The following is a 17,303-nucleotide window of genomic DNA, read 5'->3' on the forward strand; positions in this document are numbered from 1 at the left end:
TTAACAGCTAGCAGCCGTCACTGTAACAAATTTAGGATTTAAAATGAGCGAACAAGATAAAAACGTAAAACTTTCTGATAATGAACGTTTGAAAAGAGAAAGTAACTTTTTACGTGGCACCATAGAGCAAGATTTAAAAGATGAAATTACCGGTGGTTTTACAGCCGACAACTTTCAATTAATACGCTTTCACGGCATGTATCAACAAGATGACCGTGATATTCGTGGTGAGCGTGCAAAGCAAAAGCTAGAACCGCTTCATAACGTAATGCTACGTGCGCGTATGCCTGGCGGTATTATTAAGCCAGATCAGTGGTTAGCAATCGATAAATTTGCTGATGACAAAACAAGCTACGGCAGCATTCGTTTAACTACGCGTCAAACGTTTCAGTTTCATGGTGTATTAAAGCCAAATATTAAAGGCATGCACCAAATGCTCAACAGCGTAGGCATTGACTCTATTGCTACCGCTGGTGACGTTAACCGTAACGTACTGTGTACTACTAATCCTGTTGAGTCACAGTTACATCAAGAGGCTTACGATTGGGCTGCTAAAATTTCTGAACATTTATTACCAAAAACGAAAGCATATGCTGAAATTTGGTTAAATGGCGAAAAAGCAGAAACCACTGAAGAGCCAATTTTAGGGTCTAATTACTTACCACGTAAGTTTAAAACCACGGTAACTATTCCGCCTAATAACGAAGTTGATGTTCACGCTAACGATTTAAACTTTGTGGCAATTGCCGATAACGGCAAGCTTGTTGGCTTTAACGTCCTTGTTGGTGGTGGCCTTGCCATGACTCACGGTGATACAGCAACTTATCCGCGTAAGGCTGATGATTTTGGCTTTATCAAACTAGAAGATACCTTAAAAATTGCAGAGCATGTTGTATCTGTACAACGCGATTGGGGTAACCGTTCAAACCGTAAAAATGCAAAAACTAAATACACACTAGACCGTGTGGGTACTGATGTATTTAAAGCAGAAGTAGAAGCGCGTTCAGGCGTTAAATTTGCACCAAGCCGTCCGTTTGAGTTTACTCATCGTGGCGATCGTATTGGTTGGGTTGAAGGCATTGATGGTAAGCACCACTTAACGCTATTTATTCAAAGCGGCCGTATTTTAGATTACCCAGGTAAGCCACTTAAAACAGGGTGTCGTAAAATTGCAGAAGTTCACCAAGGTGACATGCGCATGACGGCAAACCAAAACTTAATTATAGCGGGTGTACCGGCAGATCAAAAAGCAGTGATAGAAGAGATTGCCCGTAATCACGGCCTAATTGATGATAAAGATACAGAGCAACGTAAAAACTCTATGGCATGTGTAGCATTACCAACATGTCCGCTTGCTATGGCTGAGGCTGAGCGTTACTTACCAAGCTTAATTGAAAAAACCGAAGCATTGCTAGCTAAACACGGCATTCCGGATGACAGCATTATTATGCGTGTTGTTGGTTGTCCTAATGGTTGTGGCCGCGCAATGCTCGCAGAAGCCGGTTTAGTAGGTAAAGGCCCGGGTAAATATAACGTTTACTTAGGCGGTAACCTTGAAGGTACACGTATTCCTAAATTGTACCTAGAAAACGTAGGCGAAGATGTTTACCTAGACGCGTTTGATAAGCTAATTGGCCAGTGGGCAAGTGAGCGCAACGACGGTGAATGTTTTGGTGACTTTGTTATTCGCAAAGGCATTGTTGCTGAAGTTAAAGTGTCAGTAACCGATTTTCACGCATAATTAAATACCAGCGCTTTAGCGCTGGTGAGGCTTGGAATTTTCCATGAGTGAATTTAAAAATATTTTACAGCAAGATAAACAAAGCCAAGCGGCTATGTTAGCTGATGCTAATGGTTTACTAGCGAATATGAGCGCTGAGGAGCGTGTTGCATGGGCGCTTGATAACTTGCCTGAGACGGCATTTTTATCATCTAGCTTTGGTATTCAAGCAGCGGTGATGCTGCATTTAATGACCTCACAACGCCCAGATATACCTGTAGTTTTGACCGATACTGGCTACTTGTTTCCTGAAACCTATCAGTTTATTGAGCAAATGAGTGAACGACTGTCACTTAACCTAAAAGTGTACAAAGCGCAGCTAAGCCCCGCATGGCAAGAAGCCAAATTTGGTAAGTTGTGGGAACAAGGCGAAGAGGGTATTAAGCAATATAACCAGCTTAATAAAGTTGAGCCGATGACCCGCGCACTTAAAGACATTGAAGCAGGCACCTGGTTTAGTGGTTTGCGACGCGATCAGTCATCTACTCGTGCTGATAAGCAGTTTGTAGAAATAAGCCGTGGTACGGTAAAAGTGTACCCAATTATTGAATGGTCAAACCGCGATGTATATCAATACCTTACTAAGCACGATTTACCTTACCACCCATTATGGGAGCAAGGTTATGTGTCGATGGGTGATGTACATACTACGCGTAAACTAGAGCCAGGAATGAGCGAAGAGGAAACCCGCTTTTTTGGTTTAAATCGTGAATGTGGCTTGCACATTGATGGTGACGGTATTTAATCGTTAATGCTAAAAAATGTATATTTTAAACGCAGCTTAAGCTGCGTTTTTATTACAAAAAAATTGCCTGTTTAAGAATTTTTTATTAGACTCATTACAATAAAGGATTAACTAAAGCAGGAACGCTATGAAATACTTTACCTATTTAGCAATATCAATCATGGTTATTGCTGTTATCTCATTGTTTTATTTAAAAAAGCCCGACGGCCAAACATGGCTTTCTACATCCTCAATTAGCAACGAATCCCTGCAAATTAAAGAAAAAATGGTCGCACTTTCTACAAATACACTCGACCAAGCAGTACAGGGTGTAAAGCAAGCTGGCGATAAAATTGCGAGCAGCATTTCTGATGAGCCAATTCCTTCTACTACATCAAGTAATAAAATTTATAAGTGGCAAGATGAAAGCGGCCAGTGGCATTTTTCAGATACGCCAAATCCAGATGTAACAAGTATTGAGGTAAAGTTAGACCCTAAAGATATTACTGTTATTGCTGCTGAAGACACGTCTATTTTAAACGCTGCACCTAATACAAACAAAATGACAGCAAACCCAGAAACCCCATCAATATTTAATCCTGACTCGGTTAAAAAGTTATTTGATGATGCGGAAAACGTAAAAGAAAAACTAGAAAAGCGTAATAAAGAAATAAACAACTTAAGCGCGCTTTAATTATTGCGTTCTAGAGAAGCCAGTGCAGCTCAATATTGATTAACAAATATAAAAGCCCAGCTTATTTACTAAGCTGGGCTTTTAAATGCATTAATTACGGCGCGAATTAATCAAGCATATTACGCAGTACATATTGTAAAATACCGCCGTGTTTGTAGTAATCCCACTCTTTAGGGGTATCAATACGTACATCGGCACTAAAGCTTACCTTTTTACCTTCAGCATTAGTAGCGATTACACTTACTTCGTCAGTTTTATCATAAAGGCCTTCAATATCAAATTGCTCTTGCCCTGTTAATCCTAACGACTCATAGCTTTCGCCATCTTTAAATTGCAGAGGTAAAACCCCCATGCCAATTAAGTTAGAGCGGTGTATACGCTCATAGCTTTGCGCTACTACTGCTTTTACACCAAGCAACAATGAGCCTTTAGCTGCCCAGTCACGCGATGAGCCTGTACCGTACTCTTTACCTGCCAAAATAATTAATGGCGTTTCATTTTTTTGATACTCCTTAGCCGCATCGTAAATGCTAGCTAGGTCGTTTTCTGGTTGCGTGCGAGTAACACCACCCTCAGTACCCGGTGCAAGCAAGTTTTTAAGCCTTACATTGGCAAATGTACCGCGCATCATTACTTCGTGATTACCACGGCGCGAACCGTATGAGTTAAACTGCGCTTTTTCTACGCCTTTTTCTTGCAAGTATAGGCCAGCAGGTGCATCTGCTTTTATCGCACCCGCAGGCGAAATATGATCGGTAGTTACTGAGTCGCCTAATTTAGCTAAACAGCGTGCGCCTTCAATTGTAGGAACGCCCGGCGGTTCTACCTTCATGCCATCAAAGAATGGGGCTTTTTTGATATAAGTTGATTCATCATTCCAATCGTAAAGTTTACCATTTGGAATTTGAATTTTTTGCCAGCGGCTATCGCCTTCGTATACATTGGCATAGCTTTTTTCAAACATTTCTTTAGTTACCGTTTTTTGTACTAACTCATTCACTTCACTTACACTTGGCCAAATATTTTTAAGGTAAATATCGTTACCGTTTTTATCTTGCGCAAGGGGTTCGTTATATACATCTATATCTGTTCGGCCTGCAATTGCATAGGCAACAACCAGTGGCGGTGATGCTAAAAAGTTCATTTTAACATCTTGGTGAATTCGCCCTTCAAAGTTACGGTTACCCGATAAAATTGAGCTTACAACCAGCTTATGCTTTTGAATGGCATCTGATATCTCTGTTGCTAGTGGGCCTGAATTACCAATACATGTTGTACAGCCATAACCGACTAAGTTAAAGCCTAATGCTTCTAGGTCATCCATCAGATCTGCTTTTTCCAGGTAGTCAGTTACAACTTGAGAGCCCGGCGCAAGTGATGTTTTAACCCAAGGTTTTACATCAATGCCGAGTTGCTTAGCCTTTCTTGCTACTAAACCAGCGGCTAAAATTACACTTGGGTTTGAGGTGTTTGTACAGCTAGTTATGGCTGCAATAACACAGGCGCCATCGTTAAGTTCAAATTCTTGTCCTTTAAACTTAACTTTTGCAGCCCCCATAAACTGTGCTTCGTCTACTGGCTCATCTGGGTTAGTGGTAGGGCCTTCGCTTTCAATGCGAGCTTGCTCTATATCACTTTTATCACGGCGCTCCATACGCTCATCTTGAAAGCCTTTTAAGTGCTGGCCAATAACTTCGCCGGCTTTATCTAATGCGATTCTGTCTTGCGGACGTTTAGGCCCTGCAAGGCTTGGCACGACATCATCAAGTTTAAGTTCAAGAGTATCTGTATAATTTGCTTCGTCACCATCGTTGCGCCATAAACCTTGGTGCTTGGCGTAATCTTCAATTACTTTAAGGTGTTTTTCATCGCGGTTTGTTAGGCGTAAATAATTAATGGTTTCATCATCAATAGGGAAAATACCACACGTAGCGCCGTACTCGGGTGCCATATTAGCAATCGTTGCTCTATCTGCCAGTGGTAGATCAGCTAGGCCGTCACCATAAAATTCTACAAACTTACCTACAACACCATGGTTACGTAGCATCTCGGTCACTGTTAATACTAAATCGGTTGCTGTTGTTCCCTCAGGAAGGCGACCATTTAGCTTCATGCCAACCACCTGTGGAATGAGTAAGCTAATTGGTTGGCCAAGCATTGCAGCTTCGGCTTCAATGCCGCCTACGCCCCAACCAAGAACACCTAAGCCATTAATCATAGTGGTATGGGAGTCGGTACCTACTAAGGTATCTGGGTAAGCAAACTTTTTACCATTACTGTCTTCGTTAAATACAACACGTGCTAGGTATTCTAAATTTACTTGGTGAACAATCCCGGTTGCTGGTGGCACAACTTTTAAGTTATCGAACGCTGTTTGCCCCCAACGTAAAAACTCATAGCGTTCTTTATTACGTTCGTATTCTAGCTTTGCATTTAAATCAAATGCGCCATCATCGCCGTAACCATCTACTTGTACCGAATGGTCAATAACAAGTTCAGCAGGAGATAGCGGATTTATTTTTGCAGGATCGCCACCTAGCTTCTCCATAGCATCACGCATGGCCGCTAAATCGACAATTGCAGGAACACCTGTAAAATCTTGCATAACAACGCGTGCTGGTGTGAAAGCGACCTCAGATGATGGTTTAGCTTTAGAATCCCAATTTAGGAGGGCTTGAATGTCTTGTTCTTTTATATTTACGCCATCTTCATTGCGTAGCAGGTTTTCGAGTAATACTTTGAGGGAAAAGGGCAGTCGCTTAGCTTTATCGCCTAATCCTTTAAGTGAGTGAATATGATATTGCTCGCCATTAATAGTTAGTTGATGTTCTGTTTCGAAACTATTCATTTTTTGCCCCTTTGGTAATTAGGTAAATATCCTTGAAAAGATGACCTCTTTTATTTTCTTATGTGCAAAGTATATACCAGCGTAAACTACGTGGTTAAAAGTGCGAAATTTGTACAGTAATAAGTATAGAGGTGATGGCGAAGAATAGTTTTTCAAGGGTGATAAAGGGCCAAAAAATATTAGCCCTTAAACGTAATTAGTTTAACCAGCTTTGTTGCTTACCTTTAATACTTATATAAAGCAGGCCTATGGCAATAATGATAACTAAAATAGGCATAAACACAGCACTTGCTCCTAACAGATCAATACTATTTATAACAACAAAGTTATAGTATTGCTGCAGTAAAATAGCCGCTAAAGACACTGCAAATGTCGGTATGGCGAGCGTCTTTTTCTTCAGTAAAAAAATACACCCTAGCAAGCCTCCAAATACGGCTATAGCAAAAGCAATGGTAGACCAAAGGGGGATGTCAGAGTAGGCAGCTTGTTGATCTATAGGCAGTTTGCTTATCAGTTCAGGGGTCATCATCATTTGCATCACAAATGCAATAACACCTAGTGAGTTCCAAATAAGTGCAGCCCAAGCAAGCGGTTTTAACCAAGTGGGTGTAGACATGTAATTACCTTGTTTTTATTGTTATTTACAAGGTAATTAAAGAGTAAAAAAGCCAGTATTACAAGCTGGCTTTTATATTTAAAAATTGCAACGGCGCCTAAATTTTAGCCAAATGAAATTGGGCGTCGCCCTGTATTTTCATCTCTTTTAGGCTTTTTAGTGCGCTTACGCTTACTTTTAGCAGGTTGATTAGAAGTGCTTTCAAGCGTTGTTTTTGGCTCTGGTGTACTTTGCACTACTGCTCGCTCTGCAGGTATTGCATCTTCACTTAATGATAATTGAAAAAACTCACCATCAAATTCTAATACGTCGCCACTGTATAATTTTTTCCGTTTTATTGTACAAATTTCATGGTTAACACCCACGTAGCCTTCAGCGATTAGGTTTTTTGCTTGGCCGCCACCTTCAACTAAATCGAGTACTTTTAATAATTTACAGAGCTCTATTGGCTCTTCTTCTAATTCAATCTCTATGTATTCTTCGTTCATGTTAGCTCCAGTGGGGTAACGCATAGTCCCCTAGTATAAAGGCTTGCAGAGCATTTTGCACCAAAGCAAATATAAAACTAAGAAGATGCTGGCTAATTATATTGAAACTTTTATGCCTTTTTCTCTGTCTTTAAGAAAACTGAAGCAATTGCAGGTTAAGCTTCACGGCAAATGATTTTCATTGATGGCTCGCTAATTGCTAAAACTCTGGCGGATTAACTGATGTGTAATGTATACATATAAAACGGAGTAGAAAATGGGCGTAAGATTAGCAATGAAAAAAGAGCTAATGGGTTTAGATAATTCTGATATGTTAACTGCTGACGACGTTCGATCGCATCTAGCGAGTTTGGTAAAAGAGCAAACACAACTTAGCGACAGTGGCTTTTCGGTTATTTCAAAATTTAATGATACGCACAGCCGTTTAATTAGTGGCGATCCGCTTAGAAAATCAAAGCTTGAATTTGAACGCCACCGCTTGTTTAACGAAGTTTTATACACTCGACAAAGTGTTGATGCATGGTTAGATAGCCAAACCAGCCATACCAATCAGTAATAATATTTAATTAAGCGAATTGTTATTAAATTGCTATTGATAGTGTTCTCTAATAGACTACAAGTGTAATCATTGGAGGGGAACTATGAAAAATGGGATTTTGATATGTGTGTTGGCATTATTATTAGCTGCGTGCCAACAACCTACCGTGTATGTGTTTAGTGAAAACTTGCAAGATGAGCAACGCAATCAACTAGATGCTGCACTAAGCGCACAAAACCTCCCTTATGAATACGTACCGCTGACAATTCCATCGGATTTTGGTGAAGCCACATTGCTTTTATCAAGCGATAAAATTTACCAAAAAGAGACTGAGCAGTTAGCTATTATTATGCAGGGGCTAGGTTACGAGCCACAAATTAACTACACCACACGATCAAATCATTTTTATGGTGATGGGAATATTGGTTTTTATTTAAAGAGTACTGATGGGGAAGACGCGTTCACTATGCCCTCTCGCTTACGAACAACCCATTGCAGCGACGATAAGTACAATGATTTGGCGGTCAAATTTGCAAATGAACATGTTGAATTTACATTACCAAGTGGTGCGGTTGTGAGGCTCAGTTGGGAGTATTTGTATGGGTATGTTGTTATTTATTATAAAACCTATTCGCAAACATATAGCCATTCACAGCCACTTGTAAATACCCCCTTTGGTGCCAAGCCTTCAGATACTTACACGTTTACTGCGCACGTTAATAATCCCGGGTGGCTTGATTGCTCATTACAAACTGTTTATATGGACTGATCTAACCGTGGGTTTCTATGTGCTCGCTAAGCTTAGCGATGCGTAGGCTCATACCTTCAATAATTCGGTCTTTAATTTTTTCGCGTATTACATTAGGCAAGCGAGTAAGTGCCTCTGGGGTAATGGCAAGTACTATGGTGTCGGTTTTAGCACGAGCACTGGTGCTGCGCTCTCGGTTATTAATAAATGCACCTTCACCTATAAACTCACCAGGCTCAATAGTACCTAGCTCTAATAAGTGGTTGTGCTTAAATACTAATAATGCGCCGCTTAATACAATATATAAGCGCTTGTCATTATCGAACTGTTTAAATAAAAACTGATGTTGATTAACTAAATATAAAAGGCCAAACGATTCTAAAAGCACTTGGCGCTCACCAAGTGTGAAGTCTTTAAAAAAGTGCAGCCTATTTATAATTTCCATTTGTTTAAACAAAGGAATATGTTCAATTAACTTCATCAATAACCAAAATTAATAAGGAGTGTTAGTTAATATTGCGCTCTTTTAATTTGCGGGTCAACGTGTTGCGTCCCCAGCCTATTTTTATGGCTGCATCTTGTTTATGGCCAGAGCAATTAGCGAGGGCTGTTTTTATTAATCGAGTTTCAAGCTGGGCTTGAATATCAGGCCATATGTTTTCTTTGCCTTGTTTAAGCTCTTGATTAAGCCATTGTTGAAATGCATCAAGCCAGTCACCTTCTTGTTGAGTAGGTGAAGCATCAAGTATTTCAGGTGGTAAGTCTTGCTCACTTACAAGCTCCCCCGGTGCCATAACAGTAAGCCATCGGCATGTGTTTTCTAGTTGGCGAACATTACCTGGCCAGCTAAATAAACGTAATTGATCAGTGGCTTTTGGGCTTAAAATTTTGCTGTCTACTTGCAGGTCTTTAGCGCTTTTATGTAAAAAGTGCTGTGCAAGGCGCTCAATGTCTTCAGTTCGTTCACGAAGCGCAGGTAAGCGTAGGCGCACTACATTTAAGCGATGAAATAAATCATCCCTAAATTTACCTTGTTTTACTAAGTCTTCTAAATTTTGATGCGTTGCTGCAATAATACGTACATCTACTTTTATGCTTTGATGACCGCCAACTCGATAAAACTCCCCATCGGCCAGTACGCGCAATAAACGAGTTTGTACATCAAGTGGCATATCGCCAATTTCATCTAAAAACAGAGTGCCGCCGTTTGCTTGTTCAAAGCGGCCTTTACGAACGCTATCGGCACCGGTAAATGCGCCTTTTTCGTGGCCAAATAATTCAGACTCAACGAGCTCTTTTGGAATTGCGGCCATGTTAAGAGCAATAAATTGGTTTTCTTTACGCGGACTGTGATTATGCAATGCGCTGGCTACCAGCTCTTTACCAGTACCTGATTCACCATTAATAAGCACACTCATACTAGAGGCCGAAAGCTTACCTATGGCTCTAAACACTTCTTGCATGGCAGGTGCTTCACCAATAATATGCGCGCTTTTAGGTGGAGCTTGCTTACGTTTTGTTTTTTTAGTGGAGTTTGCTCTGCATGCACTTTCAACCAAAGCAACGGCTTCGTTTAAATCAAACGGTTTTGCTAGGTATTCAAATGCGCCTTTTTGAAACGCATTAACTGCTGAGTCTAAATCTGAATGGGCGGTCATTATAATTACCGGCAACCCAGGATTTTGCTCTGCAATAAGTTCAAGCAATGCCATGCCATCCATGCCTGGCATTCTAACGTCAGATACCAAAACAGTTGGTTGGCTAAACTTTAATGCGCTTAATACATCTTGCGCATTAGCAAAGCTTTCCGTGGTAAACCCTGAACGGGTAAGTGCTTTTTCGAGTACAAATCGAATTGATGCATCATCATCTACAAGCCAAACTGTTTTCATGAAAACTCCAAACATTAATCTGCAAAGGGCAGATAGATATTAAATTCAGTATGTCCAGGCCAGCTATCACATTCTATGTAGCCATCATGCTGATCTATGAGTGTTTGCGCTATTGAGAGCCCTAAACCCGATCCACCTTCTTTGTTGGTGATCATAGGGTAGAAGAGCGTTTCACGTACACTAGGATCAATGCCTGGTCCGTTATCAGATATTTGGATCATCAAGGCTTTTTTAGGCGCTTTACCTGGGCGACGATGTTGATGATTAATGCGGGTTTTTATTTTTATTTCACCGCCATCTACAAGTGCCTGTTGAGCATTACGAACAATGTTTAATACAACTTGCTGTATTTTGCCTTGATCAATGAATACATCAGGAATGCTTGGGTCGTAATCTTTAACCAAACTAATGTTAGAGCAATTGTCTAACGTACTGAGTCTTACAACCGACTCAAGTGATTGATGTATGTTGCCATAAGACTTCTGCGGGAGTTGGTTTGGCCCTAAGAGCCTATCTACTAATTCGCGCAATCTGTCTGCTTGCTCAATAATGAGCTCGGCACATTGATCTCTTTCTTGTTGATCAACCTCATACTGCAATAACTGCGCCGCTCCGCGAATTCCCCCCAAAGGATTTTTAATTTCATGTGCTAACCCTCTAATTAAGTTTCGGGCCGCTTGGTATTGATGCATTTGATTAGATGCTTGGTCGTGTTTTATTTCGTCATCGGTTTGACGCCATTCAAATAAAATATATAAGGTATTGTTGAACTTGATTTGCCTTGTACTTACTGCAACCTTGGCATGGCGAGAATCGCTGAAAACCACGTCTGCTCTATGCTGCTGGCAATCTAACCCCTCAATTAATGAATATTGTTTAATACGTTGTAAATCAATTGAATGGTAATTAAAAAGGCTATCAAAAGGCTGATCTAGTAAGCGCTTATTACCAAGCCCAAGTAGCTCGCTGGTGCTCGTATTGGCGTAAACAACATTAAACTTTTTATCAAGAAGCATGATAGCTGTTGTTTGGTTCTGCCAAATAGCGTCGAGTAACTCAGGGCTAAAATTTTTATTATCGATCATGATTGCACCACTTTAGTGCGCTGGTATTTGAAAGCAAGTCATTGCACTCAAATACTTACAGCACCTATTAAGTAAAGCCATTATTTAATTGCCAAGGTTTAACCCTGTTCGATGCATAAAAAATATACATGGCTGGCTAACGGCAATAATTTGGTTTTTACTGTTAAACAGTTTTAATTGAAGTGTGTGCTCGCCTCTTTCTACATTTCTGATTGCAAAGGTTGAGCTATCACTAGCGGGGCCATTCGCTTTGCCATCAATAAAAAGTTGAATAGTAAAACCACTTTCAAAGCGTGGAGTTATTCGGCTAGTAACATAAACACTACCGGTATTTTCACGTATAGTTTGGTTATGCTCAGGCGAGGAAATGGCAATTTTAAACGCCGCTTGTTGAGGTTGGGTTGGCTCGTTAAAAACGTCAGTATTCGTTGCAGGCATATTAAGATTTTGGCTTGTGAGTTTTACCTCGGTAGCGCCTTTATGGGGTGTGTCTGAGAACACCAATACGCCATTTTTATCTTTCCAAGCGTATATTTTTTTTTCACCCGCATAACCATAATTGCTTAATCCTAAAGCAATTAATAGTAATAAAATCTTGTAATTCACTCTGCAGCCCTGCATTTTTATCGGTAACTTAACTCTAGTGGAGTTTGATTAATTTTACCATTAAAAAAGCCCGCAAAGCGGGCTTGAGAACACACATTTTTTAACAGCTAAATTAACAGCTGTAGTACATTTCAAACTCAACTGGGTGAGTTGTCATGTTAAGCTTTTCAACTTCTTGAGACTTAAGACCAATGTAAGCGTCAATTAAGTCATCAGTGAATACACCACCTTGAGTTAAGAATTCACGGTCTGCGCTAAGTGCAGATAGTGCTTCGTCAAGTGACGCTGCAACAGTTGGAATTTCTGCTGCTTCTTCAGCTGGAAGGTCGTATAAATCTTTATCCATTGCATCGCCAGGGTGGATCTTGTTTTTGATACCGTCAAGGCCAGCCATAAGCATTGCTGAGAAAGCAAGGTATGGGTTAGCTGTTGGATCTGGGAAGCGTACTTCGATACGACGTCCTTTTTCAGATGGAACCACTGGAATACGGATTGAAGCAGAACGGTTACGTGCAGAGTATGCAAGCATTACTGGTGCTTCAAAGCCTGGTACTAAACGTTTGTACGAGTTAGTAGATGCGTTTGCAAAAGCATTAATTGCTTTAGCATGCTTAATAATACCGCCAATGTAGTACAGTGCGTCTTCAGAAAGACCGCCGTACTTATCGCCAGCAAACAGGTTAACACCGTCTTTAGCTAAAGACTGGTGACAGTGCATGCCAGAACCGTTATCACCAACAATTGGCTTAGGCATAAACGTGGCTGTTTTACCGTACAAGTGAGCCATGTTGTGGATAACATATTTCATTTCTTGAATTTCATCCGCTTTTAATACCATTGTATTAAAGCGAGTAGCGATTTCGTTTTGACCTGCTGTTGCTACTTCATGGTGATGCGCTTCTACTACTTGACCAAGCTCTTCAAGAACTAAACACGTAGCTGAACGCCAATCTTGTGAAGAATCAACCGGTGAACAAGGGAAGTAACCACCTTTAACACCAGGACGATGGCCAGTATTGCCGCCTTCGTAATCTTTATCTGAATTCCATGCCGCTTCTACAGCGTCAACTTTGTACATAGAACCTGACATGTCTGATTTGTATTTAACGTCATCAAAAAGGAAAAACTCTGGCTCAGGGCCAAATAAAACAGTATCTGCGATACCAGTAGAGCGCATGTAATCTTCAGCGCGTTTTGCAACAGAGCGAGGGTCACGCTCGTAACCTTGTAGTGTAGAAGGCTCTACAACATCACAACGAACAATTAGCGTTGTTTCTTCTGTAAATGGGTCTAATTTAACAGACTCAGGTACTGGCATTAGCACCATGTCTGATTCGTTAATGCCTTTCCAGCCTGCAATTGAAGAGCCGTCGAACATTTTACCGTCTTCAAAAAAGTCTTCATCAACTTGGTGATGAGGAATAGATACATGTTGTTCTTTACCCTTAGTGTCAGTAAAGCGTAAATCAATGAACTTAACGTCATTTTCTTTAATAAAATCTAAAACCGATTGTGACATGTGTCCTCCAACTATTGGGTTTTATTATTGCTGCATAATTGCTTTGATATTTAGTAAGCTGATTTTGTGCCATGATTGTAACTGGCTGTTTATACTTTGAAATTTTATAGTTGCATCAAAATGGAATAAACAAACGCACCAATTTGGTGCGTAAAAATTCCCTTTTGGTGCAAAATTTACAGGGTGTAATTTGCTGCTAATTTAATCGCTTCAAATTAGCATAACCTAAATGCAAAAGAGTGCCAAAAATATCACCGAAATAGCAAAAAAGGCTGTTTTTCAAAAATTAATTGAAATTTAATTCATATAATTGTCATATATAAAACAGATACTTAGTAAAAGTATTGAGAAAGTTTTGAAAATTGTATTGGATAAACTTTCATCCATGTCATTAATGAGGGATAATATGCGCCCTTTTAAATCCTATGCTTGGACATCTCGTGAAAACGCAGATGAGTGCGTAGATCTTGCAGGATCAATGAGAATTAATTTCTCTGAGTAAATATATGAGCATCGAACAGTTAAGAAATATAGCGATTATCGCGCACGTTGACCACGGTAAAACAACTCTGGTTGACAAACTACTTGAGCAATCAGGTACATTAGAAACACGCGGCGGTAACGAAGAGCGCGTGATGGACTCAAACGACATTGAGAAAGAACGTGGTATTACCATTTTGGCTAAAAACACAGCCATTTCTTGGAACGACTACCATATCAATATCGTAGATACTCCGGGACACGCCGATTTCGGTGGTGAAGTTGAACGCGTACTTTCGATGGCTGACTCAGTATTATTACTTGTTGATGCTCAAGAAGGTCCAATGCCACAAACGCGTTTCGTAACGCAAAAGGCATTCGCGCAAGGCTTAAAGCCAATCGTAGTTATCAATAAAATTGATAAGCCAGGTGCACGTCCTGATTGGGTTATGGATCAAATCTTTGATTTATTCGACAACTTAGGTGCAACTGACGAACAGTTAGACTTTAAAGTAATCTACGCATCAGCTATCAACGGCTGGGCAACATTAGATTTAGACGAGCCATCAGAAAACATGGAACCTATGTTCAAGATGATCGTTGAAGAAGTATCACCACCGGATGCAGATCCTGAAGGTGACTTCCAAATGCAAATTTCTCAACTAGATTACAACTCTTATGTTGGTGTAGTTGGTATTGGTCGTATCAAACGTGGTTCTGTTGCTCCTAACCAACAAGTTACAATCATCGGTGCAGATGGTTCAAAACGTAACGGTAAAATTGGTGCAGTACAAAGCTACCTAGGTCTTGAGCGTATCGAAACTGATAAAGCTTACGCTGGTAACATCGTAACTGTAACAGGTATTGGCGAACTTAAGATTTCAGACACAGTTTGTTGTCCTAACAATGTTGAAGCACTACCTCCACTAAGCGTTGATGAGCCTACAGTAACGATGACGTTCTCTGTAAATAACTCTCCGTTCTGTGGTAAAGAAGGTAAGTTTGTAACATCACGTAATATCCGTGAGCGTTTAGACAAAGAATTAGTACACAACGTAGCACTTCGCGTTGCAGATACTGACAACCCAGATAGCTTCCGCGTATCGGGTCGTGGTGAATTACACCTTGGTATCTTAATCGAGAACATGCGTCGTGAAGGTTACGAGCTAGCTGTATCTCGTCCAGAAGTTATCTTACGTACTGTTGATGGCGTGTTAGAAGAACCGTATGAAACACTAACAATTGACTGTCAAGAAGAGCACCAGGGTTCTATCATGGAACAAATTGGTCTTCGTAAGGGTGAACTTACTGACATGGCACCAGATGGTAAAGGCCGTATGCGTATGGACTTTATGATCCCAAGCCGTGGCTTAATCGGTTTCCAAACTGAGTTCATGACGCTAACTTCAGGTTCTGGCTTACTTTACCATACGTTCGATCACTACGGTCCGCACAAAGGTGGCGAGCTAGGTGTTCGTAAGAACGGCGTAATGATTGCAAACGCTACAGGTAAGGCACTTACTAACGCATTATTTAACTTACAAGAGCGCGGCCGTTTATTCATCGGTCACGGTGTTGAGGTTTATGAAGGTATGGTTATCGGTATTCATAGCCGTGATAACGACCTTACAGTTAACGCGCTTAAAGGTAAGCAACTTACTAACGTTCGTGCATCTGGTACAGATGAAGCACAAACACTTACACCAGCACTTAACTATTCACTTGAGCAAGCGCTTGAGTTTATCGCTGATGATGAGCTAGTAGAAGTTACACCTGAGAACATTCGTATTCGTAAACGTCATTTAACTGAAAATGAGCGTAAACGTGCGGGTCGTGCTCCTAAGTCATAATCTATTAATTTAGAATAATGATTTTAAAAGCCGCTGTATTGCAAAATACAGCGGCTTTTTTGTGGACTTTTTTAGTTAGCAAGAGAAGAGCTTTAAGCTGTCAGATTAACACAGCGCGGCTGGTTCGATACTGGTAAACAGTTTTTAATATTGAACCTAAAAAAGGTATTAAGTTATTATCAAAGCTATATTTAATATGTGCGAGTAAGCTAGTGTGAATACCGAAAATGAAATTAAGGCAAAACTAGAGATAGAACATATTGCTGAACTGCAAAAATATAAAGATGAATTTGAAACGTTAGGCAAAAATGATTGGGGCTTGAAAGATCTCATATCAATTTTTTTACCATTTGCTTTGTTGTCAATCGCTAATAGCCTCTATGATATTGAAACTGAGTTAATGCAAATAATATGTTTTATTTTCCTTGCTTCAGCTGTGGTGCAGAGCATGATTAAGGAGCAAACCAAAAAAACAAATCGCAGAATTGATTTGCTTCTTAAAATTATTAAACATGAGCAAAAGGGTGGCTGAAATTAGCTTTACATTAGGGCGCAGCGCTCTTTGTCTAAGCAAAAACGTGCTTGAGAATTAAATAATCGATATTGCAAAGTCTCTGTTTTTGTTGGTAGGGTATTTTTCGTTGGGTCTTGCTGCGCTCAACCCAACCTTCGTTATCAATTATTTTATTAATGGTTACTTACTTTTTGGTAGCAAAGTGATTTTGCCAAATACGTCTGCGTCTATAAAGCCACGATTTCTGTCGCCATTTACTGGTTGTACTTCGTGCGAACCCATAAAGTGCTCGCGCACGTCACTGCCATCATTATCGCAATACGCTAACATAAAGCCTATTACTTGTTTTGGCGTTAGGGTGAGCGGAGTGTTATTAGCGCCTTCTTTATAATCATTAGGGTAGAGTTTTATGGCAACTTCCCACGTGATGTTAAAAGGTGCGTTGGTGTTGCGCTTCCAGTTACTCACTAAGTGATCAGTATACAAGTGGGCTTGTTTATCAGGTCCATAATCAGCGGCTTGGTTATCAAGGCCAATGTGGTACGCCAAAGCAGAGTGGTTAAACTGGTGAATACCGCCTGATGCATCACTGTCTATAAATATTTCAAGCGCGTCGTCATCCCAGTATTTTACAGTTGGATCTGCGTGTGTATCAATTAATACATCATCCACAATATCGGCTTGTAGATATAAGTAGTTTTGATCCCACAACAAACGATAGCGGCCTTTAAAATCGGCATCTGAAGAGGGGAGCGTGCCATCCATCAAATACGGCATGTCGTGCCAAGCGGCTTTATCCCATGCGCTTTCAGATACGCCATCAATGGTAATAGGGATTGAGGTATGCACTACATCAATGGCCATTACCGGAGCACTTAATAAACAGCTTAAAGCTAATGCTTGTTTTTTCATTAATTTCTC

16 protein-coding genes are annotated in these 17,303 nt (G+C 40.4%); 7 read left to right on the forward strand and 9 right to left on the reverse strand.

Features of this window, described 5'->3' with window-relative positions; translation table 11 throughout:
* Positions 1-43: 43 nt before the first annotated feature.
* The 3 genes from cysI to CWC11_RS01370 all read left to right on the forward strand — a co-directional run bounded on the left by cysI (position 44) and on the right by CWC11_RS01370 (position 3,198).
* Positions 44-1,741 (forward strand): assimilatory sulfite reductase (NADPH) hemoprotein subunit, encoded by a 1,698-nt coding sequence (cysI, locus tag CWC11_RS01360; protein WP_138681278.1) that lies wholly within the window; start codon positions 44-46, stop codon positions 1,739-1,741.
* A gap of 43 nt (positions 1,742-1,784) precedes the next feature.
* Positions 1,785-2,525 (forward strand): phosphoadenylyl-sulfate reductase, encoded by a 741-nt coding sequence (locus CWC11_RS01365; RefSeq protein WP_058549208.1) that lies wholly within the window; start codon positions 1,785-1,787, stop codon positions 2,523-2,525.
* A gap of 127 nt (positions 2,526-2,652) precedes the next feature.
* Positions 2,653-3,198 carry a DUF4124 domain-containing protein gene (locus tag CWC11_RS01370; RefSeq protein ID WP_058549209.1) on the forward strand — a complete coding sequence of 182 codons (546 nt, stop codon included), beginning with the start codon at positions 2,653-2,655 and terminating at the stop codon, positions 3,196-3,198.
* A gap of 106 nt (positions 3,199-3,304) precedes the next feature.
* Here CWC11_RS01370 and acnA read toward each other — a convergent pair whose 3' ends face one another.
* From acnA to CWC11_RS01385, 3 genes are all read right to left on the reverse strand, one after another.
* Positions 3,305-6,046, reverse strand: coding sequence for an aconitate hydratase AcnA (acnA, locus tag CWC11_RS01375; RefSeq protein ID WP_138681279.1), 2,742 nt, complete (start codon positions 6,044-6,046; stop codon positions 3,305-3,307).
* Positions 6,047-6,242: 196 nt separating this feature from the next.
* Positions 6,243-6,662 carry a hypothetical protein gene (locus CWC11_RS01380; protein ID WP_138681280.1) on the reverse strand — a complete coding sequence of 140 codons (420 nt, stop codon included), beginning with the start codon at positions 6,660-6,662 and terminating at the stop codon, positions 6,243-6,245.
* Between the two features lie 104 nt (positions 6,663-6,766).
* Positions 6,767-7,150 (reverse strand): RNA-binding S4 domain-containing protein, encoded by a 384-nt coding sequence (locus tag CWC11_RS01385; protein ID WP_138681281.1) that lies wholly within the window; start codon positions 7,148-7,150, stop codon positions 6,767-6,769.
* Positions 7,151-7,406: 256 nt separating this feature from the next.
* Between CWC11_RS01385 and CWC11_RS01390 the strand changes: the two genes are divergently transcribed.
* Both CWC11_RS01390 and CWC11_RS01395 read left to right on the forward strand, forming a co-directional pair.
* Positions 7,407-7,706 carry a hypothetical protein gene (locus tag CWC11_RS01390; protein ID WP_138681282.1) on the forward strand — a complete coding sequence of 100 codons (300 nt, stop codon included), beginning with the start codon at positions 7,407-7,409 and terminating at the stop codon, positions 7,704-7,706.
* Positions 7,707-7,791: 85 nt separating this feature from the next.
* Positions 7,792-8,457, forward strand: coding sequence for a putative periplasmic lipoprotein (locus tag CWC11_RS01395; RefSeq protein ID WP_138681283.1), 666 nt, complete (start codon positions 7,792-7,794; stop codon positions 8,455-8,457).
* 1 nt (position 8,458) lies between these two features.
* Here CWC11_RS01395 and CWC11_RS01400 read toward each other — a convergent pair whose 3' ends face one another.
* The 5 genes from CWC11_RS01400 to glnA form a co-directional block, all read right to left on the reverse strand.
* Complete coding sequence (locus CWC11_RS01400) at positions 8,459-8,917, reverse strand: cyclic nucleotide-binding domain-containing protein (RefSeq protein ID WP_058549214.1); 459 nt, start codon at positions 8,915-8,917, stop codon at positions 8,459-8,461.
* A gap of 25 nt (positions 8,918-8,942) precedes the next feature.
* On the reverse strand, positions 8,943-10,328 hold the full coding sequence (gene ntrC / locus CWC11_RS01405) for a nitrogen regulation protein NR(I) (protein ID WP_058549215.1): 1,386 nt from the start codon (positions 10,326-10,328) through the stop codon (positions 8,943-8,945).
* A 14-nt stretch (positions 10,329-10,342) separates the two neighbouring features.
* Positions 10,343-11,413 (reverse strand): nitrogen regulation protein NR(II), encoded by a 1,071-nt coding sequence (gene glnL / locus CWC11_RS01410; RefSeq protein ID WP_138681284.1) that lies wholly within the window; start codon positions 11,411-11,413, stop codon positions 10,343-10,345.
* An 84-nt stretch (positions 11,414-11,497) separates the two neighbouring features.
* Positions 11,498-12,019, reverse strand: a complete 522-nt coding sequence (locus CWC11_RS01415; protein WP_138681285.1) for a DUF4124 domain-containing protein — start codon at positions 12,017-12,019, stop codon at positions 11,498-11,500.
* A gap of 112 nt (positions 12,020-12,131) precedes the next feature.
* Positions 12,132-13,538 (reverse strand): glutamate--ammonia ligase, encoded by a 1,407-nt coding sequence (glnA, locus tag CWC11_RS01420; protein ID WP_058549218.1) that lies wholly within the window; start codon positions 13,536-13,538, stop codon positions 12,132-12,134.
* A 506-nt stretch (positions 13,539-14,044) separates the two neighbouring features.
* Here glnA and typA point away from each other — a divergent pair.
* Both typA and CWC11_RS01430 read left to right on the forward strand, forming a co-directional pair.
* Positions 14,045-15,868 carry a translational GTPase TypA gene (gene typA / locus CWC11_RS01425; RefSeq protein WP_058549219.1) on the forward strand — a complete coding sequence of 608 codons (1,824 nt, stop codon included), beginning with the start codon at positions 14,045-14,047 and terminating at the stop codon, positions 15,866-15,868.
* A gap of 214 nt (positions 15,869-16,082) precedes the next feature.
* Positions 16,083-16,400: a hypothetical protein gene (locus tag CWC11_RS01430; RefSeq protein ID WP_138681286.1), complete on the forward strand. Its 318-nt coding sequence runs from the start codon at positions 16,083-16,085 to the stop codon at positions 16,398-16,400.
* A 162-nt stretch (positions 16,401-16,562) separates the two neighbouring features.
* Here the strand turns inward: CWC11_RS01430 and CWC11_RS01435 are convergent, their stop codons facing one another.
* Positions 16,563-17,294 carry a CBM9 family sugar-binding protein gene (locus tag CWC11_RS01435; protein ID WP_138681287.1) on the reverse strand — a complete coding sequence of 244 codons (732 nt, stop codon included), beginning with the start codon at positions 17,292-17,294 and terminating at the stop codon, positions 16,563-16,565.
* Positions 17,295-17,303: the final 9 nt, after the last annotated feature.

Source organism: Pseudoalteromonas sp. S3178, from assembly GCF_005886985.1.
In the GTDB taxonomy this organism is placed as follows: Bacteria; Pseudomonadota; Gammaproteobacteria; order Enterobacterales; family Alteromonadaceae; genus Pseudoalteromonas; species Pseudoalteromonas carrageenovora.